The sequence below is a fragment of the Cytobacillus spartinae genome, from assembly GCF_042865285.1.
Lineage (GTDB): Bacteria > Bacillota > Bacilli > Bacillales > Cytobacillaceae > Robertmurraya_A > Robertmurraya_A spartinae.
This window is the reverse complement of sequence record NZ_JBIACK010000001.1, coordinates 860,900-887,325: the sequence shown is the minus strand read 5'-3', so window position 1 is coordinate 887,325 and position 26,426 is coordinate 860,900. Positions and strand designations below refer to the sequence as shown.

Sequence of the window (26,426 nt, the reverse complement as noted above, 5' to 3'; positions counted from 1 at the left end):
TCGTGCACTAATTGGTCTAAGAAAATTAGTGTTATCCGTAAATATCAAAAAAAGCCAAGGCTTAGTGGCTATATTAACCTTTGTTGGCGAACATGATGTTATAGGTTGTAAATGAATCGTTGAGAAGAAAAAATGGGGGATATGTATGGGATTTTCTTTAATAATTTTGGTAGGTTTACTAGGAGTATTAGCCATAATTCTTTTTAAGAATCCAATTATTCAAGGACTCGGTACTAATAACAAACTAGTTAACCAGTTAAAACATAAAGCATGGATTCAAAATCAGTGGCTTTGCGGCGCCTTCTTATTTTTTGTAAATGCTGTTTTATTCTTTTCAACTGGACTTATTTTATATGGGATCACGTTTCTTTCTATTCCTTTTATTCACTTGGGTGTTATGATTATGGCCGTTATCCTTAGTGTCATCTTTTGGTCGTCTGTAAACTTAGCGTGGGAAGGTGAAAAGAAAAAGCGATTAATGATGGCTGGGGTAGGAAGCAGTTTTTATTTGATCCTAAGCGCCATATTTATTTATCGGTTAGTTACTCTAGAACCTAGTTATCCTGGTGAAGATACGTTTATGGCTGCAATAGGAATGATGTTTGGAATCATCGTTACATCCGTTGCCTTTTTGACATGTTTTATCATGACGGGTTCTAAAAGGAAAGTTGCCTAAACGCTCAGGTAAATCAACGCTAAAAATTAAAAATGCATGATGTGTTTTATTCTTATAACCCATAAGGTGTTAATTGGCTGGTATAAGTCGAAATAATATAAGGAAATCATATATTTATACACGTTTTTGGGTGAAATTGAACCAAAATCGTTCAAAACTGTCTAGTTTCGGGTTTGAGTAGATGGTTCTTAGTACTTTATAATAATTTCAGTCTGATGATTTTTCAGACTAATATATGTAATATACTTGGAGGTTGAACTTTTTTGGGTATAGAAATACCTATTCTTGTAGTACTAATTGTACTAAATGCTTTTTTTGCTGCATCAGAGATTGCACTAATATCTCTAAATGATAACAAGGTTAGATTGATGGCTGAAAAAGGTGATAAAAAGTCCATCATGCTTCAGCAACTCTTATCTGAACCAAGTCGTTTCTTAGCGACCATTCAAATTGGAATTACGTTAGCTGGTTTCTTAGCAAGTGCATTTGCTGCTGAAAGCTTTGCTGGCCGTTTTACAGATTGGCTTATAGCGATGGGAGTGCCAGGGTCACCGGGAATGCTTGAGGCTTTCTCCGTTGTCGCGATTACTTTGATTCTGTCTTATTTTACCCTTGTACTTGGAGAGCTAGTACCGAAAAGACTGGCCTTACAAAAAGCAGAGGCCATCTCTATGATTGCCGTCGTACCTCTTACAATCTTATCAAAGGTTTCTTCTCCTTTTGTTAAGCTCCTAACTTTTTCTACTAATACCATCGTTAAGCTGTTTGGAGTTGATCCAAATGCAGAGGATGAAAACGTAACGGAAGAAGAAATTAGAATGATGGTAGATGTAGGGAAAGAAAAGGGAACGATACAAGAGAACGAAAAAATCATGATTAATAATATATTTGAACTAGATAACAAGAGTGTTACAGACATCATGACTCACAGGACGAACATTGTTGCCTTACCGGTGCAGTCTACCTTTAAAGAGACCATTCGTATGGTTAATATAGAAAAATACACTCGTTTCCCTGTTTATGAAGAAAATTTAGATCGAATTATTGGGATTCTACATGTTAAGGATCTTATTCAGTTTATGGAGACTGGGGATATAGATAAATTCAATCTTAAAGATCTAACGAGAGATCCTTTATATGTCCTCCAATCGAAGAAAGTGGATGATTTATTTAAAGAAATGCAAGTGACGAACACTCATATGGCGATCGCAATCGATGAGTATGGTGGAACGGATGGAATTGTAACGATTGAGGATATCATGGAGGAAATTGTTGGTAGCATAACTGACGAGCATGATGAACCAGAGTTAGAAGAGGAAATTACCATCATAGATGAAAGCACCTTCCTAGTTGTCGGTACAACCAACCTTTATGAAGTGGAAGATGCCCTGAAAATCGATTTGCCAGTAGACGAGTATGACACATTAAGTGGTTTTGTCATTGGAATGTTGGGATATATTCCAAATGAGAACGAACAACCAGTTGTGGAATATGAGAACAATCTATTTAGTGTAGAAGAAATGAATGATAGAAGGATTACGAAGATTAAAGTTTCATTGGTTGAGAAAGAAATGATTGGAATGGATTAACCTTATAAAAGGAGTGGTGCAGCATTGCATCACTCCTTTTACTTTTCTAAAGAATAAGATGAATGGTTAAAAACTACATTTGATTAGAAAGTTTTAAATACAAAATTAAATGCGTGTAAAAGAAAAAGAAGACTTAGAACTTATTGGATATATGTCGATTTAAATGGTAAAAATACTTTTAACTTAAATATTGTGAAGGTAGAAGGAAAAATGTTCTTTATTTTTATTACTTTATTGTTATTGTCCGTTTTACTATTGTTTAGTTTAAAGTATCTAAGAAAAAGATTTGATTCGTTTGAAATTTTTATATTACTCATGTTCACTTCCTATAATTGTCAAAATATTTTCTATTTTCTTTCGTCACCTTACAAGCGTTTAAGGGTGGTAGAAGAACATTTTCCTTTTTGGTCGGCTAGACTTCAATATGGAATCATCTTTCCCATTTTATTGTTATGGGTAATGTACGTGATTAAGGGTGATCAAAAAATATCTATAAAAATTGCCATTTGTTTTTCATGGGTTACAGGAGGGGTATTTGTAGAAAAGATATTACTCTTAATTGGTGTACTAGAGTCTAAAAGTGACAGTTGGTATCCTTCAATTGACTTGGTCTTAGCTATGATTGTTCTTTCATCTAGCATTTTCTTTATGGAGATATTACCTCGGATACTTCGAAAGGAGAAGGTGATATGAAACGAAAGAAATATATGAAAATGCTATCAAACCTATTCTCCCAAAAAAATTTGATGAAAATGAATGGTTTGTGATTGTGATTACGATTTTAATACTATTTGCTATTCACTATGTTATCCGCAAGAATAGAAAGCTTCTCTGGTCACAAATCATCTGTATATTTCTGTTAAATCTTCAAATGACAACAATTGGTGATTATTTTCTTGCCATGCCTCCCTATGACTTTTACGATACGGTGGATAGAAATAGTGGAGAACTCATGGATATTTTTCTTCAAAATATTGTTTATCCAGGAACGGTTCTTTTCTTAATGGATCGCTACAAAAGATATCGCCCTAGTAAAGTGGTGTTTATTATTGTGAGCGCACTGATCTTAACTGTATTAGAAGGGATCTCTGTGAATTTTTTTCACTTATTTACCTATAAAGGTTGGAAAATTTATTATTCCTTTTTTTTCTATGTATTTACAATGACGGTAAATGTACTGTTTTATGAGAAAATTACCTGTTTTATTGAAATGAGACAGATGTCAAAGAGGACTACCTAACAGGAATGAAACCGCTTATACGAACACCCGATTAAAGATGTGGGAACGCGTAAGCGGTTTTAAATATAAGGATTTGTATACAAGCAGTAAGTCGAAAGATATGCTTCAAACAATTCTACAAACTCCGAGTTGTACTTAAAGGTTCGTTTTTAATTGATTCTATATGATTATGGTACAGAAAGAAGATTACTGTTGTCATTATAATTATACCCGCGAGGTAAATATATAAATTAGAGAACCCAGTATAATGGACGACGATACCCAAAGTGAAAGATCCCGCGGCAATCCCTATATCAAAAAGGGTGAAGAATGTGGCTGTCGCATGACCATTTCGGTTTCGTTCCACTGATTGAACAGACATTGAAAGTAAAAATGGCAATAAGGAGCCATAACCTACCCCGATAATACCGGCAGACACTAAAAATAGAATAGGAGAATGAGAGATACTTAAAAGTAAGTAACCTCCTGCAAAAATAAGCAAACAAGGTAGGATAACGATTTTTGGACCGCGACGGTCAAATAAACGGCCTAGATAGGGTCTTGTAGCAAGCATTGTAATGGAGAATACTAAAAAGAAATATCCGCTTACTTTTTCTAATCCCATTTCTTTTGCATACACAGATATAAATGAGATGACGCCAGAATAAGAGAAAGCAATGAGTGCGCTAATAAGGGCAATAGGTAGGACTTTTACTTCAAAGAAATCATGTATAGATACTTTTCTTTTTTCATCAGCTTTAACATTCTGGTCACCAGTATTCGGAATCTTTACTAGAAAAGCACAGATGACACTAATTAGAACAACGATGTTTAGTACGATAAATAATAGTTGAAACGAGGCCATTTGAATAAGTGTAAGACCAACGAAAGGACCGATTACTACAGCCACGTTCATAAACATGGTAAAATACCCAAGCCCTTCTCCTTTCCGTTCATTCGGAACGATATCTGCCGCGATAGCAGAGGAAACAGTCGTCATTAACCCAAAAGACAAGCCATGAATAAATCTCAACACCATAAGGGACATGAATTGATCAAACATCATATATCCGAGGGAAGTTACAGCAAACGCAATCGTACTAACAATTAATATCTTTCGTTTTCCAAACCTCTGAATAATGTTTCCTGAAAAAGGTCTGATTAAGATAGCAGATAAAAGCATGATGGTGACAACGAGACCACCTTGGGCTTCCGTTCCATCCAATTGGTAAATCACAAAAATCGGTAAGGTGGTCATCAACGAATAAAAGGTGATGAATACACTCATATTCACAAAAGAAATACTTAAGAAATCCTTCGTCCAAATCGGTTCCTTAGCAGGTTCCACTTCATTCACTCTCCTTTTCCAAGCTTACCTAACAAATTTAGGAGCTGCTGTTGTTCTTGTTGTGATAATTGAACGATGAATTCCTGTTCAAATTCCATAATTGACTGTTTCACAATAGGATATTTGTTTTTAGCCATTTCGGTTAACTCTACTGTCTTTTCTCGCTTATCCTTACCTGGTTTCCGAACAATCCAACCACTTTCCTCTAAGCGAGTAAGGGTTCTTGTTACGGTCGGAGCTTCCACTTTTATATAATCGGAGATATCCATTTGTGTCATCGGGCCTTTTTCAGAAAGTACATAGAGGATGGTCCATTGAGAAGAAAACAATCCGTATTTCTGCAATACCTCATTAGCTTCCTTCGATAAGAGGCGTACCTTTTGGTTCAATGTATGAAAAAGAGTAGTCGTATCCAAGTTTTTTTCACCACGCTCTTTTAAATAGTTACCTAGGTAATTAATTGGCTCATTTTATTATATAGAGGTAAGGGAAAAAAGTAAACGAAACTAACTTTTTGAGCGTGAAAAAGGAAGAGGGGAGAGTGTCATCGTTTGGATAGTACAAACATAATTGGGAAATCTATGTTTATTCATGGCTGCTTTCGCATAGATTGTTGCTATTCGTATGGTCTCCAACACGTGTTTGATGTTGTTTCGTGGCATCTTTTCTCCAAAAATAAAGAAAACAGCACCATAATCCGTCAAGAGCAGTTTAAAGTATCTAAATAGCAACAAAGTTTACGAAAAGAGCCTTATTCATAAAATGAGGTGACGATTATGACCTTGTTCATAAAGATTATTACCCTTTATATTGTGACCATTGCCGTCATGAGATTAATGGGGAAATCGACAATTGTGCAAATGACACCCTATGACCTAGTTGCCATTATTATCGTGGGGACGATCGCATCCGAACCTCTCATTAGCACAGAATTTCTCCCTACCGTTTTGGCTTTAGCTTTTCTTGTCACTGCACATATCTTGTTCTCAAAGTTAACCCTTTGGCAGTGGGGGAACCGATTTTTATTAGGTGAACCAACTTTGCTAATTAAAAATGGGAAAATCATTGAAGATAATATAGAAAAATCAAAATTATCAATCGCTCAATTACTTTCAATCCTAAGGACTAAAGGCTACCCTAAAGTTGATGATATTGATTATGCACTTTTGGAACCAATAGGAGAGGTTTCTGTAATTCCAAAACCTGAAAACACACCTGTTACCGTACAACATTTGGAGATCTCTATTGATGATGAGGGATTACCGATATCTGTAATTATTGATGGGAAAATACAAGAACGAAACCTTATATTACTTGGAAAATCCAAGGAATGGCTTCTAGAACATCTGAGAAACCAGGACTTGAACTTAAAGGATATCATCTATGCTTATGTGAATGAAAAAACAAAAAAACTAAAAATTAATTCACGAACAAATGAAAAGGTATGACAGCTTGGGATCTCTATTTAATTTAGAGGTCTTTATTTAATTTGGATTGACATTGACGTAACGTCATGATGTAGATTTGAGGTAGGGAATGAAAGAGAGGAGTAAAACAAACATGAGTGAAAGTACTTATACAGTAAAAGAGTTTGCTACTATGACGGGTGTTACGGAACGCACATTGCGTTATTACGATCGCATTGAGCTTTTAAAACCATCAAAATATAGCGAAAAAGGTCATCGACTTTATGTGATGGATGACATCGAAAAGATACAAAAGATTCTAACATTAAAATATTTAGGATATTCACTGTCTGAAATACAAGACAATCTTATAGAGAACTCAAACCATCACCTTCATGAAACTTTAAAATTGCAAAAAGAGATGCTTTTGAAGAAAAGAGAAGAAATTGATATAGTCATTCGAACGATTTCAAAGGCAGAGTCTCTTGTTCAAAATAAGGATATTGATAACCAACTATTATTAACCATCATTCATTCTATCCAACATGAGAATACCCAAAAGAAATACTTCGAAAAGCATCTATCAAAAAAACTCGTAGATCAAGCCTTCTTAGAGAACAGACCAGAGGAAGAGAGAATAGAAATTGAGCAGCAATTTGTTCAATTATTAGCCGACTATCAGGAATTTCAACTAAAAGGTTATAAACCTAGTAATGCTCAAGTACAAGAATTAACCCAAAAACTTTTTATTCAAATAGAAGAAATCTTTACTCCTGAAATGGTAAATGAACTAGAAGGTTTGCAGGATGAAACAGAAGGATTATTACAGTTTTCTTTTATACCACAAGCTGTCCAAAGTTTTATTGAGGAGTCTGTTCGTGTTTTTGAGAAAAACCACAATTGTGAAGGGTTATTAAAAGGGTTTGAGAACTCTAAGAGTCTGGGGGAGCAAGTATGAACATTCCTGAGAGTTTAATAGAAAAAGAGATTAAGAGTGCAAAAAAAGCAAGCTATGCAATCGGGGTTGTGACGAAAGACAGTCAACATATACAAGGACAAATTTATGATGATATGGGAGAAACAGAAATAGGTAAAAGTGTATTTGAAATAGGCTCAACAACTAAAACCTTTACAAGCTTACTTTTAGCCAAATTAGCGCGAGAAGGGAGGCTATCCTTAGATGAACCGATTGTTACTTTTAAGCCCGAGTATAAGAATGCACTCTCGTCAAAAGGAAAAGAAATAACGTTTCGCCATCTAGCCACTCATCAATCAGGTCTACCAAGAGAAGATATGAAAAAACTTCGAAAGAGAATGAAAGAAAATAAGCAAGATAAGGATAATTTTTTTAAACATTATACCCTTGATGATTTGCATCAATTTTATTTGGATTTTGATTTAAAGAAAGAGATTGGAAAGAAATGGGGCTACTCAAACATAGGGGTAGGTTTATTAGGAAATGTTTTAAGTGAAGTAGTAAAAATGGATTATGAAGAAGCCATCAAAAGTCACATTCTGACTCCAATTGGAATGAATGATACCTTTATACATGGAAATGAGGAGCAACTGAAGAGGTATGTGAAGCCGTATAATAAAAAAGGAGAGCGGATTCCGCCTATAGAGATTCCAGCTGTTCAAGGTGCAGGTGCATTTAAAAGCACTCTTCACGACATGATGATTTATCTGCAACATCAAATGAGTTTGGTAGACAGTCCTCTAAAGGAAGAAATCGATTTAACTCATCAACTGCAAGGTGTAAAAGCTAATAAAAGAATACAAATGGGTCTAAGCTGGTTTATTGAAAATAAGAAATGGAGTTCCTATCCACTTATTCATCATGGTGGAACAACAATGGGATTCCATACGTATTTTGGGTTTTTAAAAGAAGAGCAAATAGGAATCGTTATGTTCTCAACCATTCAAATATCGACAATCAGATTAATAAAAATGTTGCTTGGATTAAGTGGAACAGTGAATGAAAATCATGCTGAATTCGTATTCAAAGAGTTTATTCAAAACAAGTGATGACATGACCATCTTTAAATTTATTTCTAAAGTATGGAAACAGAATGGATAGATAAAGGGGAGGCTGGGACATAAACTAATAAACAATAATGATAGACGAACAAATCTTAATACACTTTGTTACTTATCAATTGTTTTCAATAGATTTGTTGCTTCTGGATACCATTATTAATAACTAGTGGAATGGAGAGGAAGCCACTCGACTCCTGCGGGAAGTAGAGGAAAGGCTGAGACCCCGGAGGCGTAGCTGAGGAGGCTCAGCTTCCTCCCCGCGGAAAGCGAGTGGGTGCAGCGCAATGGAACGAACTTATTCTTCCAACTTAACTCATTATAAATACCCGAACTATTAGGCGAAATATCCCTTGAAATATCACCTAATAGTTCGGGTTTATCATTGCCTGAAATAGTTATGTCCAGCCTCTATTTCTATTGCATGAAGTACAACCCAAGGAAATGATATACTTAGTACATACATAACGAAAGAGAGAGATATAATGAAAAAGAAATCAAGTAAACAACCATTAGTCGTAGGATGTGTTTTGCTTGGCTTGCTCATTATTTTAGGAAGCTTGCAAGTGGTTTTCTCTCCACATACATTCGTAAGAGTTGTCATGTTAATTTCCGTGATTGGATGTTCTGCTGGGTTAGGTGCCTTTATAAGAGAATTTTTTATTTTGAGGGAGAAAAACCAGTTGAACCACTGATTAAAGTTAAAGGTGAGAAACTAGTAACCATCCAGATACTGGTGTAGGGAGAAGAGCTGACCAGTAATCTTTCTTGGTCTTCTCTCTCGCTTAATGTGTTCTACGTCCACCACATATCCCCAACCGATTCCTTCACCATAACTGGCTTAAGATTTTCAATTGCTTTCGTAAATCCTTCGTCAATCGACATTAATCCATCCTCGTGTTCAATACTAACCACGTAATCATATCCATAAAGGCGTAGAGTACTAATGATATCCGCCCAAACTTTCGCATCGTGACCAAAACCAACCGTACGGAAATACCAGGAACGATTTTGCATGTCACTATAAGAAGTCATGTCGGTTAATCCGTTTCGGTTCGTATTTGGTTGATCCATTATGGTATCTTTTGCGTGAAAGTGGTGGATGGCATTTTCACGACCGAGGATTTTAATGGACTCGACTGGATCAATGCCTTGCCACCACATGTGACTAGGGTCAAGGTTTGCGCCAATCGCAGGACCACATGCTTCCCGTAACCTCAAGAGAGTGGCCGGGGTATGAACGGAGAATCCACCATGCAGTTCTAAACCGATCTTTACTTGATGCTGATCGGCGAATGCAGCTTTTTCCTTCCAGTAAGGAATAATCTTTTCCTCCCATTGCCATTTCAAAATTTCTTGAAATTCAGGTGGCCAAGGTGCTACAGGCCAGTTCGGATATTTAGCCCCTTCATGATCACCGGGACATCCCGAAAATGTATTCACAACAGGTACCCCAAGTTTGCTAGCTAACTTTACGGTTTTCGTAAAAAGGGTGTCCGCTTTTTCTGATAAATGTTTCTGAGGATGAAGTGGGTTTGAATGACAGCTTAAAGCGCTAATCATTAGCCCTCTACTAGTAATCTTTTCTAGAAATTCCTCGCATTTCTTTTCATTGTTTAATAGTTCATCGACTTTACAATGGGCATCTCCCGGGTAACCGCCTGTACCAAGCTCTACTGCTTCAATTCCTTTTGAAGCCACATGGTCTAACATTTCATCAAGGTTCTTATTCGAAAATAAAACAGTAAAAACACCTAACTTCATCACCATACCTCCTTGTAATCCATTACATTATGGGAATAAAAAAGAGTTTTATAGTAAGAGTTTATAGAAAAGGTACACAATTTAGAATGCCTTGTGAGATTAATATTAATTTTAAGAATAATTTTGTAATCGATTACAATATGATGAATATATATAAACTGAAAGTGGGATCTAACATGGCAAATATTCAAGAAGTCGCAAAAAAAGCGGGTGTTTCCGTTGCAACGGTTTCCCGTGTTCTTAACAACAATCCTTCAGTTACTCCGAAAACGAGACTAAAAGTTGAAAATGCGATTCGAGATTTAGATTATGAACCTAGTATGTTAGGACGTAATTTAAGAAACTCCGAAAGTCGGCTTTTGCTCGTACTCATTCCAAGTATCTCTAATCCTTTTTATTCAGACATTATTAATGGCATTCAAAACACCGCCATTGCAAACAACTACAACATCCTTCTATGTGAAACGAATTCTAGTCCCGAACGAGAAAATATTTATTTTAATATGGTGAAAAACAAACTAGCAGATGGGGTTATTTCCATGGACCCAACCGTTAATATGGAAAAACTAACGGAGCTTGCTGAGAATCATTCTATTATTCTATGTAGTGAATACGAAGAGGGTGGAAGTATTCCGTATGTCACTATTAACCATGAGTTAGCTGCCTACCACGCAGTTAAACATCTCATTAAATTGGGGAATCAAAAAATTGCCCTAATCAACTCAGATGAAAAGTTTTTATATGCCCGCCAACGACGAAATGGGTATGAAAGAGCGCTAAAAGAATTCGGCTTACCACTTCGAGAAGAGTGGATTTATCACACCCATCAGTTAGACTTCCAAGATGGCGTTCAGGCGATGAGAATGCTCCTTCGTTTGGACGAGAAGCCAACAGCCGTCTTTGCAGTGTCCGACACTTTAGCCATTGGGGCACTAAAAGAAATTAATGTATGTGGCTTAAAAGCTCCGGACGATATAGCTGTAGTCGGGTTCGATAATATCAGCTTCTCAAATATGACGAATCCAACACTCACCACGATTGCTCAGCCGATGTACAAAATGGGATGCACAGCAGCCAACATGCTCATTAGCATTATCAGAAGAAATAAAGTGGAAAGCATGGTACTAGATCATGAATTAATCATTCGTGAATCTACTATGGGATAGTTAACTTCAAAAGGGGGGATGCATATGGGAATGAAAGTGGGCATCATCGGGTGTGGTTCCATTACGAAATTTCGTCATGCACCGGAGTATCGAGCAAACCCGCATGTAGATGAAATTGTATTTTTTGACCGAAATCTACAGAGGGCTAAGGAACTGGCTCAACAATTTGGTGGACGCTCAGTAGAAACCATTGAAGAACTTTTTAATGATCCAACGATCGTAGCGGTTAGCGACTGTTCATCAAATGAAGCGCACCATATTAATACGGCCCAAGCATTATTGCATGGGAAGCATGTTTTATGCGAAAAACCGTTGGCAATCAGTGTAAAACATGCAGAAGAGATCCTTAAAGCGCAGGCTGCATCTGGAAAGAAGCTTATGGTGGACCATAACCAACGATTCACGAAGGCACATCAAAAAGCAAAAGAAATCATTGATAAGAAAGAACTAGGGGAAGTGTTAACCTTTAAATCTTCCTTTGGCCACCAAGGACCGGAAAGTTGGGGAGTAGATAAATCGAATGCTACCTGGTTTTTTAAAAAAGAGCGTTCGCACTCTGGCGTTGCAGGTGATTTAGGGATTCATAAAATCGATTTAATTCACTTCCTATTAGATGATGAAATAGAAGATGTTCATGCGTTTTATGCTGCTCTTGATAAAGTCGATGAGAATGGGAAACCGATTGAGGTGTGCGACAATGTCGTATGCGCGTTAAAGACGAAAAAAGGTCGTTTAGGGACCGCTTCATTTTCATGGACGTATTACGGTTCTGAGGATAATTCAACGACCATCTACTGTCAAAAAGGAATCCTAAAAATCTATCATCATCCTGAACACCAGTTAATCGTTGAAACGAAGGATGGTGCGGTGATTAAATACGAACTGGAGCCGATTCAAACAAATGAGAATCAAACGAGTTCTGGAGTCATTGATGCCTTTATCGATTGTATCATTCATGACAAGGAACCAAGTGTTACGGGGCAGCAAGCTCTTGCAAGCCTTAAAGTGATTGAGAAGATTTTAGGGGAAAATGGAATTTAATAAAATGTAACGGATTACAGCAGGAATTACGTGACTGACGTATCATGTGTAACTTACTTGGAACATATATTTATAGTATTCATTTCAATTTGTATGTAATCAATTACATACGTGACAGGAGGGGTGACATGATACAACAGCTTGCAATCAATTCGAACACGTACCACGGGTTTACTTTAGAAGAAGCTGTAAAAGGAGCAAGCCAAGCAGGGTTCACACAAATTGAATTAGCAGCTGTAAAAGATCATACAGCTCACATTTTACCGGAAATGTCTTCAAAGGAACGAAATGAGATTAAAGCTTTATTAGAAAAATACAAGATGAAATGTGTAGGAATTGGGGCTCATAGCAATGTGATGACACAGGAAGGGATTCAAAATCTAATAGATAGCATTGAATTGGCGGTAGAGTTTGATTGTAAATATATCATTACCGCAACAGGTGATGCACATGGGGATCAAGATGTAATAGAGGATGAAAAGGTATTGGCTAAAAACCTAGAACCGATCATACAAAAATGTGAGAAGTTTGATAAGCAACTCGTCATTGAAACACATGGGAATAATTTTGCAACTGGAGTGTCTTTAAAACATTTGGCGAAAACGCTAAATGATCGAGTGAAAATAAATTATGACACTGGAAATGTACTATTTTACGGAGGGATTTATCCATATGACGATTTGGAGAATTCCGTCGATTACATTGAATTCATTCATCTGAAGGATAAAATTGGTTCTGCGAACGTATGGAACTTCCCAGCAATCGGAGATGGGGAATTCGATTTCCACCGAATCTTTCACACACTTAAGCAAGCAAACTATCAAGGACCGATAAGCATTGAGGTTGAATTTACACCATCAGGACCAGCGAGTTTAGACGAAGTAAATAAAGCCGTACAAAGTTCTTATGACTATCTTTCAAGCATTCTTACATGATGGTAGGTGAAAACAAGTGAAGAACATTGGGCTCGTTGGGTTAGGGTTTATCGGGAAAGCACATTTAAACGCCTATCAACAAATAGAGAATGCACAAGTGACCACTATATGTACGAAGAAAGAAACAATGGATACTGTGTACGGTGGTGATTTCGTGACAGAGTACGATGACCTTTTATCGAAAAAGGAAATTGATATCGTGGATATTTGCCTACCAACCTATTTGCATGAGGAATATATTATCAAGGCGGCTAAAGCCGGGAAACACATCATATGCGAAAAACCTCTTACCTTATCCGTTGAATCTGCCAACCGTATATTAAAAGTGGTTCAAGAACATGGAGTGAAGTTGTTCGTAGGCCACGTCTTACGCTTTTGGCCGGAATATAAGGTATTTAAAACTTATAGCGAAAGTGACAAGTTGAAGGAGATAAAAGTGGTTCATGCCAAACGGCTAGGTCAGGTTCCAAACTGGAGTACTTGGTTTCAAGATCCAGAGAAAAGTGGCGGTGCTTTATTTGACCTCCATATTCATGATATTGACTTTCTCTATTATTTGTTAGGGGAAACCGAGTCAGTATATGCAGTAGGACACAAGAACTTACTTGGAGCTTGGGACCATGTGATGACCACCCTAACTTTTAAAAATGGTGGCAAAGCCTTTGTGGAAGCGTCCCAACGAATGCAGTCGGGATATCCTTTTACGATGGCATTAAGGACACAAACCGATGATAGCATACTAGACTTTAGTGTTGCAGCTGGTGAAAATATTGAAAACCTTAAAGATAGCCAACACCAGTTTAGATACTACTCTAACAATAAAGTAGTAGAAATTCATGTTGACGATGAGGATCCTTTTAAAAATGAGCTAGCTTATTTTGTCAATTGTATAGAAAAGAACGAAGAAAACACGATGATCCCTCTGGACGAAGTCATGTATACCCTTAAATTGTTAGAGGCCATCCAAAGATCGCTAGAAACAGAATCTGTTGTTTATCTTTAGGTAGAATGAAAGCGCTTTTATTCGTTTACCAGTTTTTTTAAAAAAGGTTTCACTTCAATTTGTAATAGATTACAAGTGTAAACTAAGGAGGTTATTTTAGTGAAAAAGGCTTTCTATTCATTTTTGTTGCTGATACTTGTCTTTGCACTTAGTGCATGTGGTGCAGATACGGGGGATGATTCTGGTAGTGGCGATGATGCTGATAAGTACAAGATTGGAATTTTAGCTCCAGCGGTTACTCACGGGTGGGTAGCTGCGGTCGCCTATCATGCTGAAGCGCGTGCGAAGGAACTAGGGGATGAGATTGAATACCAGATTCAAACAAGTAGTAACGCAGAGGAAATGACATCCCAGTTAGACGATTTAATGACTTGGGGAGCAGAAGCGATTGTAGCATTTCCACAGTGGGAAGGGATGGAAGTACCGATTCAAAGAGCCCTTGATGAAGGCATTGAAGTCGTAAACTTCGATATCGTCATTGATGCAGAGGGTGTATACCGTGTAGCTGGCGATAACGAGGATATGGGAGTCCAAGGTGCACACTATATTGTAGACAAAATTGGAACAGATGGAAATGTCGTTATTCTTGAGGTTCCAACGTCAGGGTCTGTGTCTGAGTTAAGAAAGAAAGGCTTTGTTGAAACGATAGAGGAAATTGCTCCGGATATGAATCTACTAACTTATGCAACCCAGTTTACAAGAGAAGATGGTTTGAAGGATTTTGCAGATATCCTAACAAGCAATAAGCAGATTGATGCTGTTTATTCCATGGATGATGAAACATCTATCGGGGTGCTACAGGCGATTCGTGAAGCAGGAAGAACCGATATTAAGGTCGTCACTGGCGGTGGAGGGATGCAGGAATACTTCAAGATGATGCCAGAGAATGAGGATATTTGGATTCAGTCCGCCACATACAGTCCAGCAATGGTTAAAGATGCTGTAAACGTTGCACTTAAGCTGTTAAAAGGGGAGAGTGTGGAAGAGAATACCATTATTCCTACGTCAGTTGTAGACCGTGAGAATTACGAAGAGTTCTTGGATGACGGTTCACCATACTAAACCGATACAAGAAGATATGGAGGGGTTATGGCACAGCTATAGCCTCTCTTTTAATAACCCAGTTTAACGTATGGAGGTGATTTCATGATCATAGAGATGAAAAACATACGCAAATCATTCGGAAGCAATGATGTACTTAAAGATGTATCAATCACCTTAAAAGGTGGAGAGATTTGCGCCTTACTAGGTGAAAATGGCGCTGGAAAATCGACGTTGATGAACATTCTGGGCGGAGTTCATCAGATGGATTCAGGAACGATCACTGTTGATGGTCAACAAGTGGTATTTCATACGCCTGCTCAATCACAGGAAGCGGGAATTGCCTTCATTCACCAGGAGCTCAACCTTATTAACGACCTACCTATCTATGAGAATATGTTTCTTGGTAGAGAATTGAAAACGAAAAGAGGAAGCCTAGATTTAAAAAGAATGTACAAAGAAACAGAAGAAATGTTTCAAAAAATGAACGTAGATTTGGATCCGAATACGATGGTTCAAGATTTGGATTCATCCTATAAGCAGATTGTAGAGATCTGCAAAGCCATGATGACAAACGCATCGATTATTATTATGGATGAACCAACCACCTCCTTAACGGATCAAGAAATTGAACGGGTGTTTACCATGATGAAGTCGATGAAGGAACACGATGTGGGAATCATCTTTATTTCTCATAAACTGAAGGAAGTGATGGAAGTTTGCGATCGTTACCTTGTTCTTCGGGACGGAAACCTCGTGTCAGAGGGGAAGGTTAGCGATGTGACGACCAATGACCTTGCTCGCCATATGGTTGGGTATGATGTGAGAACAGAGCCGCTTTTAAGGGAGAAGAGGCTTGGTTCAGAAGTACTTCGTGTGGAGCATCTATCCTCCGCTAAAACCTTTAGAGATATTAGTTTTTCTATAAAAGCCGGTGAAATTGTTGGGGTGACAGGGTTACTTGGTGACGGACGAAGTGAACTCTTTCAGTCGATCTTTGGAGCGGAAAAAGTATCGTCAGGAAAGATTTACTTGAATGGGAATGAAGTGAAAATCACAAGCACAACGAAAGCCATTCGTGAAGGGATTGCATACTTACCTCGTAATCGGAAAGAAAATGCCATCATAAAAGACATGGATATATATGAAAATGTGTCGATTGTTACATGGCCCCATTTTTCAAGACGTGGAATCATTAATACGAAAAAGCATCAGGAAGTGTTTGAGGAACACAAGAAAACATTAAGAATCAAGATGGGCAAGCTTACGGATAGCATTACAAGTCTTTCTGGTGGAAATCAACAAAAGGTGGTATTGGCAAAGTGGTTAGCTGCTAATCCTAAGCTACTAATTTTAGACAATCCTACCCAAGGGGTTGATGTAGGAGCAAAGGAAGATATCTATGACATCATCTTAAAACTTGCCGAAGAAGACATTGCGGTTGTCGTCTTATCTAGTGAAGCCAATGAAATCATTCGTGTATGTGATCGGGCGCTTGTTATGTACCATGGGGTCATTCAAGGAGAGTTAACAGGGGAAAGTATGAACGAACATAACATTATGAGTCTGGCAACAGGGGGGCTAGTAACATAAGTAAGGGAGGAGGAGCCATTTATGGATAAAGCCAATGAAAACAGTAAACGGAACTTTGTTGCGTGGTTTAAATACAAATGGACGAATGATCCTTTGTTTAGCATTGCCATTGCACTCATCATTATGATTATTTTACAGACGTTAGTGTTAGGGTTTGACTATGATTCGTTCGGTGAATGGTTTAGGTCTTGGATCAACAATTGGATTAACATCTTAAGGAATAATGCTGGTGTGGCGATTATTGCTTTAGGCATGACACTCGTGATTATGACCGGTGGAATCGATTTAGCCGTGGGTTCTACATTGGTTGCTACAGGTGCTTTTACGATGGTGCTTCTCGACACAGGTAGCAATGGAATTCTTGGTATTTTCGGTCTAACAGGATTTATGGCTTATGTGGTTACGATTCTATTAGTGCTGCTATTAGGATATTTACTTGGCTTACTGATAGGAGCAACCATCACAAAAGGGAAGGTGCCTCCATTCATTGCTACCTTGGGTGCGATGATGATATTTCGAAGTGTCACGCAACATTTCATGCAGGGATCGAATCCAAAAGTACCTGTTGAGTTTTTACAGATTGCTAGTTTTAAAATTGGAAACGTGATGATTATGCCGATTATTTATTGGGGAATTATTGCGTACATCCTTTACTATGTATCAAAACGAACGACGTTTGGAAGACAAATCATTGCCGTGGGTTCAAATGAAAGAGCAGCAAAGCTATCTGGGGTTAATGTGAATAAAGTAAAACTGCGCGTTTACGCTCTGATGGGACTTCTCGTATCCATTGCGGCGATCATTCAAGTTTCTCGCATCGGTTCGATGGACTTTTCAAACGCGGGAAGAGGGATGGAAATGGACGCCATCGCAGCAGCGGTCGTTGGTGGAACGAGCATGATGGGTGGTAGAGGATTTATCTTGGGTACCGTATACGGGATGTTGATCATTGCGGTCATGAACAATTTATTAAATCTATTTGGAGTCCCGCCGTTTTTACGAGAAGCCTTTAAGGGAATCATTGTTGTGGCAGCTGTCCTGCTCCAAAGGAAAGAAAAAACATCATAGCAAGAGATTAGTAGTGTTAAACCATTGTGTGGGTTTGCACTACTTTTTTTGTCTAAATTGAAGGGAAATTTTGTTAGCGTATCGAAATAAAAACGTAATAGTTGTAAAATTCTGTTAATAATTTTATAAAAAGGTTAGAAAGGGGGTTCCTTTTATGAGGATTCTGATCAAGCAATTAAAGAATTTATTCATTATCACGTTGGTTGCACTTATTTTAATTTTTCTAGCTATTATTCCGAAAGACCCATTTAGTTTTACGATGAAATTTAATGTGGATCACATGCTAGAATTATACATTACCACAATAAAGAACCTTATTTCTGGTGAGGGATTAGGAAAGGCGGAGACAGGGGCATTTATCTTTGAGGAAGTAATCCGAAATGCGCTAAGAAGTATAAAGCTAATACTCCCTTCTTTCTTTATAAGTATAACGATTGGTGTTTTAATTGGTCTCATAGGTTTTAAGTATCGGGAAAAATGGTTTGGTAAATTCATTCAAAGTATTAATCTGTTGTTTAGTACATTACCAGACTTCTTTCTTTTTATCTTGGTTCAGTATGGGCTCATGTTTGCTGTGAGGTTTGGATTTCCTCAACTTGATTTGTTTGGGCATGAACATTGGTATAATGCGATTCTTCCTATCTTTTGTTTAAGTTTATATCCGATTTTATATATGTATCGGATTACCATTACCAATCTGGAGTCCGAAGAAACGAAAGAGTATGTGAAGACCGCTATCTCAAAAGGGAAATCTGAAACGTACATTATTTTTTCGCATTTATTGTGGAACACTTGGGGTAGCATTTTAACCAATTCAAGAACGGTGATGTTATTTATTTTAACAAGCTTACCGATTATTGAATTACTAGCATATTATCGGGGCGTAGGATATTACCTCATGAAGTCCGTGCAAGAGGATCAGATCATGGTCACGGTGGGGTATCTGTTTCCTTTTTTAATCATCATGTTTATTACGATGTTTATGAGTGATATGGCAAAGCATTTCCTCATTCCATTTACAGAAGACACACAAAAATCGGTACGTCCAATTGGGGCATCAAAACTTCGAATTGTACTGCTTTCACTTCTAACCTTTTTGTGGAATGGAGTCCTATTTATAAGACAATTTCCTTTGCTTGTTATAAGCGGGTTATTTCTGGCGTTAATTTTATTCTTTTCTTTTATTGGTCCAGGCCTATCCATCGTCGATAAGGATTTGACGCAGTTTATGTTTTTAAAAGATGACAACGGAAAACTCATTGTTCCACCGCTACCTCCTTCGGGTGAGTATTGGTTTGGTACGGATCGTAAAGGGGTGGACCTGTTTAGCCTCATTGTGTTAGGAGCGAAGGAAACCTTATTAATTGTCTGCCTTGTATCGCTTGTTCGGTTCATGATTGCCATTCCTTTAGGCTATTTTGCTAGTCGAAATATTAAAATCTTTACGATTAGTTTACGCGGTCTACAGCTACTATTCTCTTATTTTCCTATTTTATTTATTGTGATGATTTTTATGGCCATCCCTTATTTTGAGTTCACCCCGAACCGGATTTACTGGATGGTTTCGTTAATGGCTTTAGTGGAGATTGGGAGAATTGCGCAAATTTATAAAGAAGAATTTGGGCAAATAAGTAGTCAAGAATTCGTTTTAGCAGGGGTTTCCGTCGGAACATCCAAGTGGAAGCTCTTTGCCAACTATTATTTTCCTTATTTAAAAAAGAAATCGATTATTTATTTTACAACCGATTTGGGTAGATCCTTATTTTTACTTGCTCAATTTGGATTCATTTCCGTTTTTTTATCACAAGAATATGTTCAGGATGAAACGGGCAGGTGGTTCTTTGAAAATCGCTCGCTAGCATGGCCGGTTCTCCTTTCAAATTCCTTAAATGATATTCGGGAAGCGATCTGGATTCCGTTCTTTGCATCTGCCTGTATTGCATTTACCATTCTTACTTTTTCCTTCTTGGGAGAAGGGTTGAAAATCTTTTTTAATAAGAAATGGGTAAAAGTAGAAAGAGCTGTCATGGAAACTAGATGGAATCGATTTGTTAAGACGTTTGAACCTAAGAAAGTAACGCCAAAACGAATACTGGTCAGTGCTAGCGTTGCGGTAATTTTTATCGTTTCCACGATTACCTTTTTATCCTCAAAAGGCTATATTGGAGACGACGTTCCTTCAACTGTTCAGATTGCTCAAGAAGAGGATCGAATGGTGAAAAACGTGGAAGTTTTTTCAAAGGTTTATGGATATGTGAGATACTTCCACCCTAGTGATCAAGCTGCTTTTATGGACTGGGATAAGTTCGCTGTCTACGGCATTCAGGAAATAAAAACAGCAAAAGATGATAAAGAGTTGAGGAGAAAGTTAGAAGAATTATTTTATCCGATTGCTCCAACGATGAAATTTTATCAGGAAGGAGAGGAGCCTGAAGATCCTTTCCAATTTATCGGAAGTATCAATCGATCGTCCCTTCAGCTAGTGGCGTGGCAACACCAAGGACCTGGAATCGTTTATGCGGCGGGTTCGAGACCACCAAGAACACAAACAGATGACTTGAACTTGTACCAGAGTCAACGAGTATATGTAGAAGAGACACAGCAAGAGGTAACGGAAGGATTATTTGAGCTCATTCCTCAAAAAGAAAAAGTCATCAAAGAAAAGGTGGGTGAAGACTTATACGTTCAGTTGCCGATTGTCCTTTATTCAACTGAAGAGGAAGGGACTTTAGGATATTCAGAAGAGTCGAATCTATTATTTATGGAGATCTTCCGTGACGTGAAAGATTTAGATATGAATGAATTGGATTTGCAAGATGAAGATATTCGATTAGCCGATATTGTGATTGCATGGAATAAAATTCAGCATTTCTACCCTAATTTTGTAGGCAATCGAAGTCACTGGGGCAAAGAGTTGCAACCTGCTTTAAAGGGAGCAATTGCTGCTTCGAATGAAAAAGAATTTATCCAAGTTTTCAAGAAAATGCTGACGCCATTAGAGGATGGTCAAGCGGACGTGTATGTATGGGGCTCTCATATAAAATACAACCTCCCATTCCACTTGGGAATAGAAGATGGTGCCCTTTATGTGACAGCTTCAGCTCCAGATTCACCGATTCAAAAAGGTGATATTATTATTTCAAAAGACGGGAAAGCTTCCATTGAGGAATTAAAGGAGCTTGCTCAACTGCAATCAGGATCTTCACAATATAAAATTTATCAAGGGTTAAAAGCGTATACGGAAGGCGAAAAAGGTCAAAGAGTCCGATTGAACATTAACCGAAATGGAGTCGAAAAAGAAGTTCTTATGACCTTTGAAAAGGTGCATGAAGTCGATGAATTCAACCGTACAGACATAGTAAGAGAACTAGGTTCCAATCAGTATTATGTGAATTTGAATGGGACGAAGATGGAAGACATTCGACCATATTTAGATACACTTTTACAAGCGAAAGGGGTAATCTTTGACTTGCGGGGTACTCCTGACTTATCAACGAGAGAGTTATTATCGTATATGGTAAGTGAGAAGACGGAAGGCTCACAATACAAAATCCCTCAAATCATCCTTCCCGATTACGAAGGGGTGTCTAACTATAATCGTACGCTGGAGGAGGACTGGGTAGTTGAGCCGGTACAACAAACATTCTCAGGTAAACTCGTTTTCCTTTCCTATGAAGGTACTAAGGGAGATGCTGAATCGTACTTGAATTTTGTCTCGGAGAACAACTTAGGGGATATTGTGGGCGTTGTTTCTGCAGGTTCAGGAGGATTGGTGAACACAGATATCCTTCCGGGTGAGCTTTATTTTAGCTGGACCGGAATGAAAGTCATGAAAGCAGATGGTTCGGTGTTAAATGGAAAAGGTGTCCCACCAACGATGATGGCGGCAACGTCAAGAGATGGAATCGTAAGTGAAAGGGACGAATTTATTGAAAAAGCAGTCAGTTTGCTTGAAACAAAGACCGTTGCCACTGCCAATTCAGAGGATTAGTGGTGCAAAAGAAATCACCTATCAATGACGATAGGTGATTTCTTTATGCGCTATTCAGCAGCTTCAGTTTGAATAAACTGGTTGAGTAATCCAACCGTTGTGACGATGGAATCATTGTGTGGAACAGCCGTTTTGTAAACGGAAAACAGCATGAAATTGGTTGTTTCCGTCGCTGAATCGATGACAGGCTTAGCAAGTTGATTAGCCCCCAATGATAGAAGGATTCCTTTATCAGCGGTAAGCTCGTTTGTGGCCCAATTAACATAATCCTCTTGTTTTGGGTTTGTGACAACCATTATAAGTACAAAAGCAATTAGTGCAATCATCAACATATATCTTTTTTTCATATCAATCACTCCTTCTGCTGCATTATTACCACGTTTTATAAGATTTATAAGTAAATTTGCATAAAATCGACCCAAAATGCGAATGTTAAGTAGTTTTATCACATAAATAATAAAGAATATGCTGAAGGAGGAGATTGTTATTTCAGATCAAAACAACAGGAAGAGTGAGAACATCTTTAAGAATACCTCTAACCAAGCGAATGAACTCGTGCATAAGACTGTAGACAGTGCGAATAAGATTGTAAAAACGGTATCAGGTGAAGGTGGATTAGTCGGAAAAGCAGCAGACGCCTCATCGAATGTATTAAAGAACACGTCGAGCTTTGGAAACGAAATCGTGGGGAAAACGGTCGATACATCATCCAAAGTGATCAAAGGTGCTGGAAATAAAGTCTTTGGAAATAAGAAGAAGAACTGATACAGTTTGAAATATGGGGAGATCAAATCGAGGGTTGATTTGGTCTTTTTTAATTTCTATAGGTTTAATCTAAATAAACAAAGACACCTAGCCTGTACTAGGTGCTTTTGTATGGTTATTTTTCTTTTCTAGGATCCGGATCTTGCTCTTCTGCGAATTCATAGGCAAGTCTTTGGTTAAAGCTAGTATTTCTTTCAGGAACTGGCAGTCTCACATTTCTTGCGATGTACGCATGAACAATTAATTCTGATACAGCAAACAGTGCCGCTGAGATGATGCTGCCCCAAGCCACGATCAGATAGCTTTCAAAGAGGACACTTCCGAAAACCCAAACGATGCTATAGGTTAGAAAAAAATCGATTGCAACAGACTGGGCATTGCCTAATCGAGGGAGAAGAATTCGATCTCCAATAAAATAGGAAACAATTGTGACGAGTAAAGCAAAGGACAAGATTTGAGAAAAAGTTGCATCGAAAAATAAGTCAAAGGCAATCCAGAATACAAGAATACTGGAAATCAATTTTATTAATAACACATTTAAATGCTTCATCATAAAAAACTCTCCTATCATCATACATGGTGTACAATTTTATAGGAAACCATACAATGCAGTGAGCTGTGGGAAATCAAATTCATTTCTACTGGATGTGATTGTAAATGACATCGGGTACTTCCTCAAGTGATTGAACGGTAAAGAATTCATGATGATCTTCGACGTCAACATCAACCATGTTGTACTTCCATTCTGTCTCCGCAGGAATATAGATCGCGTGGATATTCTTTTCTAGGGCAGGAACAATATCGGTTCTTAACGAATTTCCAACCATCCACGTAACATTTGGATCAGCATCAATCGTTTTTAGAATGTCCGATAGAGCTGTTGTATCTTTGTGTTCAGAGATAAAAATACGATGCTCAAAGTACGTTGCGATTTCTAACTGAGCAATTTTTCTGTGCTGATTGGCCTCATCCCCACCTGTATGCAAATATAACTCATGTCCATCATTTTTTAGTCTTTCAAGTGTTTCATACATTTTAGGAATGGGCTCGACCGGAATCTCGAACACTTTAAATCCTAAATTCCTTAAGTATTTAATCTTGTCCTCTTTCTTTTCTCTCCCTGTAACATCACAAAAATATTGATATGCTCCTACAAAAGACTCCGGAAACCGCTCTGACTTTAACCCATGCTTTTCGATGGCTTTTATATCAATTTGTAACTGCTTCTCTTTAATTTCTTCTTTCGTAAAAGTGTCAAACCAACTCGTCATCGTGTTAGCAAACTCATCAATGACTTCGTTAAAATACCGATTGCAATAGGATAATGTGTCATCAAGATTAAACAGGACGTTTTGTTTTTGCATATCGTGAGCTCCCTTCGAAGTGCTATCTGTTGCCTATTATCCCACTTTGGAGAATTTATTATTACGGAGGGGAGGTCGTGAAAACATTGTATAGAGTTTTTTACAAATACATGGTTTGACTGATGTTGAGCGAAGTTGTGACAGGGGAGGCTTACAAAGGAGTTAGTAGAGTCAAAAAAATGGTCTGGGTTCTGACCGAAGAGGAGTAAAAAGGAGTAGTAGAGTCAGAAGTGGAGTGAAGTTCTGACAGGAGAGGAGTAAAAAGGAGTTAGTAAAGTCAAAAGATGGTCTGGGTTCTGACAGGAGAGGAGTAAGAAAGAGCAGTAGAGTCAGAAGACGAGTGAAGTTCTGACAGGAGAGGAGTAGAAAGGAGTAGTAGAGTCAGAAGATGGTCTGGGTTCTGACAGGAGAGGAGTAAAAAGGAGTAGTAGAGTCAGAAGTGGAGTGAAGTTCTGACAGGAGAGGAGTAAAAAGGAGTAGTAGAGTCAGAAGTGGAGTGAAGTTCTGACAGGAGAGGAGTAGAAAGGGGGAGTAGGGTCAGAAGATGGTCTGGGTTCTGACAGGAGGAGCATAAAAAAGAGCAGCAGAGTCAGAAGGTGAGTCAAGTTCTGACAGGAGAAGCTTGAAAAGGTTCACTAGAGTCAGAAGCCGAGTGAAGTTCTGACAGGAGGAGCGTAAAAAGGCGTAGTAGAGTCAGAAGCCGAGTGAAGTTCTGACAGGAGGAGCGTAAAAAGGCGTAGTAGAGTCAGAAGTGGAGCCAAGTTCTGACAGGAGAAGAGTGAGAAAGAGCAGTAGAGTCAGAAGTGGAGCCAAGTTCTGACAGGAGAAGCTTGAAAAGGTTCACTAGAGTCAGAAGCCGAGTGAAGTTCTGACAGGAGAAGCTTGAAAAGGTTCACTAGAGTCAGAAGCCGAGTGAAGTTCTGACAGGAGGAGCGTAAAAAGGCGTAGTAGAGTCAGAAGACGAGTGAAGTTCTGACAGGAGAAGCTTGAAAAGGTTCACTAGAGTCAGAAGACGAGTGAAGCTCTGACAGGAGGAGCGTAAAAAGGCGTAGTAGAGTCAGAAGACGAGTGAAGTTCTGACAGGAGAGGAGTAAAAAGGAGCAGTAGAGTCAGAAGACGAGTGAAGTTCTGACAGGAGAAGGGTGAGAAAGAGCAGTAGAGTCAGAAGACGAGCCAAGTTCTGACAGGAGAGCCGTACAAAGGAGTAATAGAGTCAGAAGGCAAGCCCAGTTCTGACAGGAAAGGCAAAAAAAAGTTCAGTAGAGTCAGAAGTGGAGCCAAGTTCTGACAGGAGAGCCTCAAATAACAGCAGTACTGTCAAAAGGAACAAAAACTTCAAACAAAAGACAAAGCGAAGTCTGATTAATAGAGAAACGCTTGGATATTAGACCAAGCGAATTTTTGATTATCGGTAAACTTCCTAACCTAAAAAATCAGCAGGGCAGTCCCAACCGTAATTAGCGCGGCACCCATAATGGTTGACTTGGTTGGTTTTTCTTTTAAAATGATGAAACTTAGGATCATCGTAAGGACTACACTGAATTTGTCAATTGGATTGACTACACTCACCTTGCCAAGTGCAAGTGCTCCAAAGTAACATAACCACGATAGGCCGGTTGCGGCTCCTGACAGTATCAAAAAGGTGAAGGATTTTTTCGAGATTGCTCCTAGCTGTTTAAACGTTCCTTGGAATAACACAATCCCCCAGGCAAATAAAATGATGACTACGGTCCGGATAAAGGTGGCAACGTTAGAATCTACATCCTCAATCCCAATCTTAGCTAGTATGTTAGTAAGAGCGGCAAAAATGGCTGATAGGATTGCGAGAAAAATATAGGATTTGGTGGTTTTGATTCTCTTTCTTTTCGCTTTGTTTTTATCTCTTTTTCCGATTAGTACAAACGTTCCAATGGAAATGATGATTCCACCGGTTACGACGAATGCGGTCGCAGGTTCTTTAAGAACGATAAAAGATAACAGGATGGTAAGCACCACACTTGATTTGTCGATGGGAACGACTTTTGAAACATCCCCAATTTGCAACGCTCTAAAGAAGAATAGCCATGATAAACCAGTTGTTATCCCAGAGAGAACCAAAAAAATTAGCGCATGGGTGGACACCGTCATAATGCTATCTGTTTGTCCAGTTATGACGACCATCAAGAATGCCATTATTAAAACGACCACTGTTCGTACTGCAGTGGCTAGGTTAGAATCAACTTGTTCTATCCCGATTTTTGCGAGGATTGCCGTTATAGATGCAAAAAACGCAGCAAGTAGTGCTAATAGGATACTCATTGTCATTGTGATAAACTCCATTTTGGAAAAAGTTTTACTATAAAATCGCTATTCTACCATTACTTTACACAAAAAGGTTGCTGAATATGAACTATTTGTGATTCATAAGTTAATCAAATTCTTTT

At 38.3% G+C, this 26,426-nt stretch carries 23 protein-coding genes; 16 read left to right on the top strand and 7 right to left on the bottom strand.

Annotated features, from left to right (window positions below; genetic code table 11):
- Positions 1 to 145: 145 nt before the first annotated feature.
- The 3 genes from ACFYKX_RS04510 to ACFYKX_RS04500 all read left to right on the top strand — a co-directional run bounded on the left by ACFYKX_RS04510 (position 146) and on the right by ACFYKX_RS04500 (position 3,505).
- Positions 146 to 676 carry a hypothetical protein gene (locus ACFYKX_RS04510; RefSeq protein ID WP_389358455.1) on the top strand — a complete coding sequence of 177 codons (531 nt, stop codon included), beginning with the start codon at positions 146 to 148 and terminating at the stop codon, positions 674 to 676.
- A gap of 263 nt (positions 677 to 939) precedes the next feature.
- On the top strand, positions 940 to 2,265 hold the full coding sequence (locus ACFYKX_RS04505) for a hemolysin family protein (RefSeq protein WP_389358453.1): 1,326 nt from the start codon (positions 940 to 942) through the stop codon (positions 2,263 to 2,265).
- 769 nt (positions 2,266 to 3,034) lie between these two features.
- A complete protein-coding gene (locus tag ACFYKX_RS04500; RefSeq protein ID WP_389358451.1) occupies positions 3,035 to 3,505 on the top strand; it encodes a CBO0543 family protein in 471 nt (156 codons plus the stop codon).
- Positions 3,506 to 3,620: 115 nt separating this feature from the next.
- Here the strand turns inward: ACFYKX_RS04500 and ACFYKX_RS04495 are convergent, their stop codons facing one another.
- Both ACFYKX_RS04495 and ACFYKX_RS04490 read right to left on the bottom strand, forming a co-directional pair.
- A complete protein-coding gene (locus ACFYKX_RS04495) occupies positions 3,621 to 4,832 on the bottom strand; it encodes an MFS transporter (RefSeq protein WP_389358449.1) in 1,212 nt (403 codons plus the stop codon).
- Positions 4,833 to 4,837: 5 nt separating this feature from the next.
- Positions 4,838 to 5,248 (bottom strand): MarR family winged helix-turn-helix transcriptional regulator, encoded by a 411-nt coding sequence (locus ACFYKX_RS04490; protein WP_389358447.1) that lies wholly within the window; start codon positions 5,246 to 5,248, stop codon positions 4,838 to 4,840.
- Between the two features lie 360 nt (positions 5,249 to 5,608).
- Here ACFYKX_RS04490 and ACFYKX_RS04485 point away from each other — a divergent pair, with 360 nt between their 5' ends.
- From ACFYKX_RS04485 to ACFYKX_RS04470, 4 genes are all read left to right on the top strand, one after another.
- Positions 5,609 to 6,280, top strand: a complete 672-nt coding sequence (locus ACFYKX_RS04485; RefSeq protein WP_389358445.1) for a DUF421 domain-containing protein — start codon at positions 5,609 to 5,611, stop codon at positions 6,278 to 6,280.
- A gap of 112 nt (positions 6,281 to 6,392) precedes the next feature.
- Positions 6,393 to 7,196, top strand: coding sequence for a MerR family transcriptional regulator (locus ACFYKX_RS04480; protein WP_389358443.1), 804 nt, complete (start codon positions 6,393 to 6,395; stop codon positions 7,194 to 7,196).
- Positions 7,193 to 8,263: a serine hydrolase domain-containing protein gene (locus ACFYKX_RS04475; protein WP_389358441.1), complete on the top strand. Its 1,071-nt coding sequence runs from the start codon at positions 7,193 to 7,195 to the stop codon at positions 8,261 to 8,263. Before ACFYKX_RS04480 ends, ACFYKX_RS04475 begins: the two co-directional genes overlap by 4 nt.
- A 494-nt stretch (positions 8,264 to 8,757) precedes the next feature.
- Positions 8,758 to 8,967 carry a hypothetical protein gene (locus tag ACFYKX_RS04470; RefSeq protein WP_389358439.1) on the top strand — a complete coding sequence of 70 codons (210 nt, stop codon included), beginning with the start codon at positions 8,758 to 8,760 and terminating at the stop codon, positions 8,965 to 8,967.
- Between the two features lie 100 nt (positions 8,968 to 9,067).
- Here ACFYKX_RS04470 and ACFYKX_RS04465 read toward each other — a convergent pair whose 3' ends face one another.
- Entirely contained in the window at positions 9,068 to 10,036 is a 969-nt protein-coding gene (locus tag ACFYKX_RS04465) for a sugar phosphate isomerase/epimerase family protein (protein WP_389358437.1), read from the bottom strand.
- Between the two features lie 176 nt (positions 10,037 to 10,212).
- Between ACFYKX_RS04465 and ACFYKX_RS04460 the strand changes: the two genes are divergently transcribed.
- The 8 genes from ACFYKX_RS04460 to ACFYKX_RS04425 all read left to right on the top strand — a co-directional run bounded on the left by ACFYKX_RS04460 (position 10,213) and on the right by ACFYKX_RS04425 (position 21,874).
- Positions 10,213 to 11,202, top strand: a complete 990-nt coding sequence (locus ACFYKX_RS04460; RefSeq protein ID WP_389358435.1) for a LacI family DNA-binding transcriptional regulator — start codon at positions 10,213 to 10,215, stop codon at positions 11,200 to 11,202.
- Positions 11,203 to 11,226: 24 nt separating this feature from the next.
- Positions 11,227 to 12,243: a Gfo/Idh/MocA family protein gene (locus ACFYKX_RS04455; RefSeq protein WP_389358433.1), complete on the top strand. Its 1,017-nt coding sequence runs from the start codon at positions 11,227 to 11,229 to the stop codon at positions 12,241 to 12,243.
- 128 nt (positions 12,244 to 12,371) lie between these two features.
- Positions 12,372 to 13,178: a sugar phosphate isomerase/epimerase family protein gene (locus ACFYKX_RS04450; RefSeq protein ID WP_389358431.1), complete on the top strand. Its 807-nt coding sequence runs from the start codon at positions 12,372 to 12,374 to the stop codon at positions 13,176 to 13,178.
- Between the two features lie 16 nt (positions 13,179 to 13,194).
- Entirely contained in the window at positions 13,195 to 14,181 is a 987-nt protein-coding gene (locus ACFYKX_RS04445; RefSeq protein WP_389358429.1) for a Gfo/Idh/MocA family protein, read from the top strand.
- A 99-nt stretch (positions 14,182 to 14,280) separates the two neighbouring features.
- Positions 14,281 to 15,243, top strand: a complete 963-nt coding sequence (locus tag ACFYKX_RS04440) for an ABC transporter substrate-binding protein (RefSeq protein WP_389358427.1) — start codon at positions 14,281 to 14,283, stop codon at positions 15,241 to 15,243.
- A gap of 84 nt (positions 15,244 to 15,327) precedes the next feature.
- Complete coding sequence (locus ACFYKX_RS04435) at positions 15,328 to 16,815, top strand: sugar ABC transporter ATP-binding protein (protein ID WP_389358425.1); 1,488 nt, start codon at positions 15,328 to 15,330, stop codon at positions 16,813 to 16,815.
- A gap of 21 nt (positions 16,816 to 16,836) precedes the next feature.
- On the top strand, positions 16,837 to 17,883 hold the full coding sequence (locus ACFYKX_RS04430; protein ID WP_389358423.1) for an ABC transporter permease: 1,047 nt from the start codon (positions 16,837 to 16,839) through the stop codon (positions 17,881 to 17,883).
- A gap of 154 nt (positions 17,884 to 18,037) precedes the next feature.
- A complete protein-coding gene (locus ACFYKX_RS04425) occupies positions 18,038 to 21,874 on the top strand; it encodes an ABC transporter permease subunit (RefSeq protein WP_389358421.1) in 3,837 nt (1,278 codons plus the stop codon).
- 50 nt (positions 21,875 to 21,924) lie between these two features.
- Here the strand turns inward: ACFYKX_RS04425 and ACFYKX_RS04420 are convergent, their stop codons facing one another.
- Complete coding sequence (locus tag ACFYKX_RS04420) at positions 21,925 to 22,221, bottom strand: DUF4359 domain-containing protein (RefSeq protein ID WP_389358419.1); 297 nt, start codon at positions 22,219 to 22,221, stop codon at positions 21,925 to 21,927.
- Positions 22,222 to 22,339: 118 nt separating this feature from the next.
- Here ACFYKX_RS04420 and ACFYKX_RS04415 point away from each other — a divergent pair, with 118 nt between their 5' ends.
- Positions 22,340 to 22,639, top strand: a complete 300-nt coding sequence (locus tag ACFYKX_RS04415) for a hypothetical protein (protein WP_389358417.1) — start codon at positions 22,340 to 22,342, stop codon at positions 22,637 to 22,639.
- A gap of 115 nt (positions 22,640 to 22,754) precedes the next feature.
- On the opposite strand, the gene ACFYKX_RS04410 is transcribed toward ACFYKX_RS04415, so the two are convergent.
- The 3 genes from ACFYKX_RS04410 to ACFYKX_RS04400 form a co-directional block, all read right to left on the bottom strand.
- Entirely contained in the window at positions 22,755 to 23,192 is a 438-nt protein-coding gene (locus ACFYKX_RS04410; RefSeq protein ID WP_389358415.1) for a YndM family protein, read from the bottom strand.
- A gap of 85 nt (positions 23,193 to 23,277) precedes the next feature.
- Positions 23,278 to 24,003 (bottom strand): HAD family hydrolase, encoded by a 726-nt coding sequence (locus ACFYKX_RS04405; RefSeq protein WP_389358413.1) that lies wholly within the window; start codon positions 24,001 to 24,003, stop codon positions 23,278 to 23,280.
- A 1,425-nt stretch (positions 24,004 to 25,428) separates the two neighbouring features.
- Complete coding sequence (locus ACFYKX_RS04400; RefSeq protein ID WP_389358411.1) at positions 25,429 to 26,307, bottom strand: EamA family transporter; 879 nt, start codon at positions 26,305 to 26,307, stop codon at positions 25,429 to 25,431.
- Positions 26,308 to 26,426 lie beyond the last annotated feature (119 nt).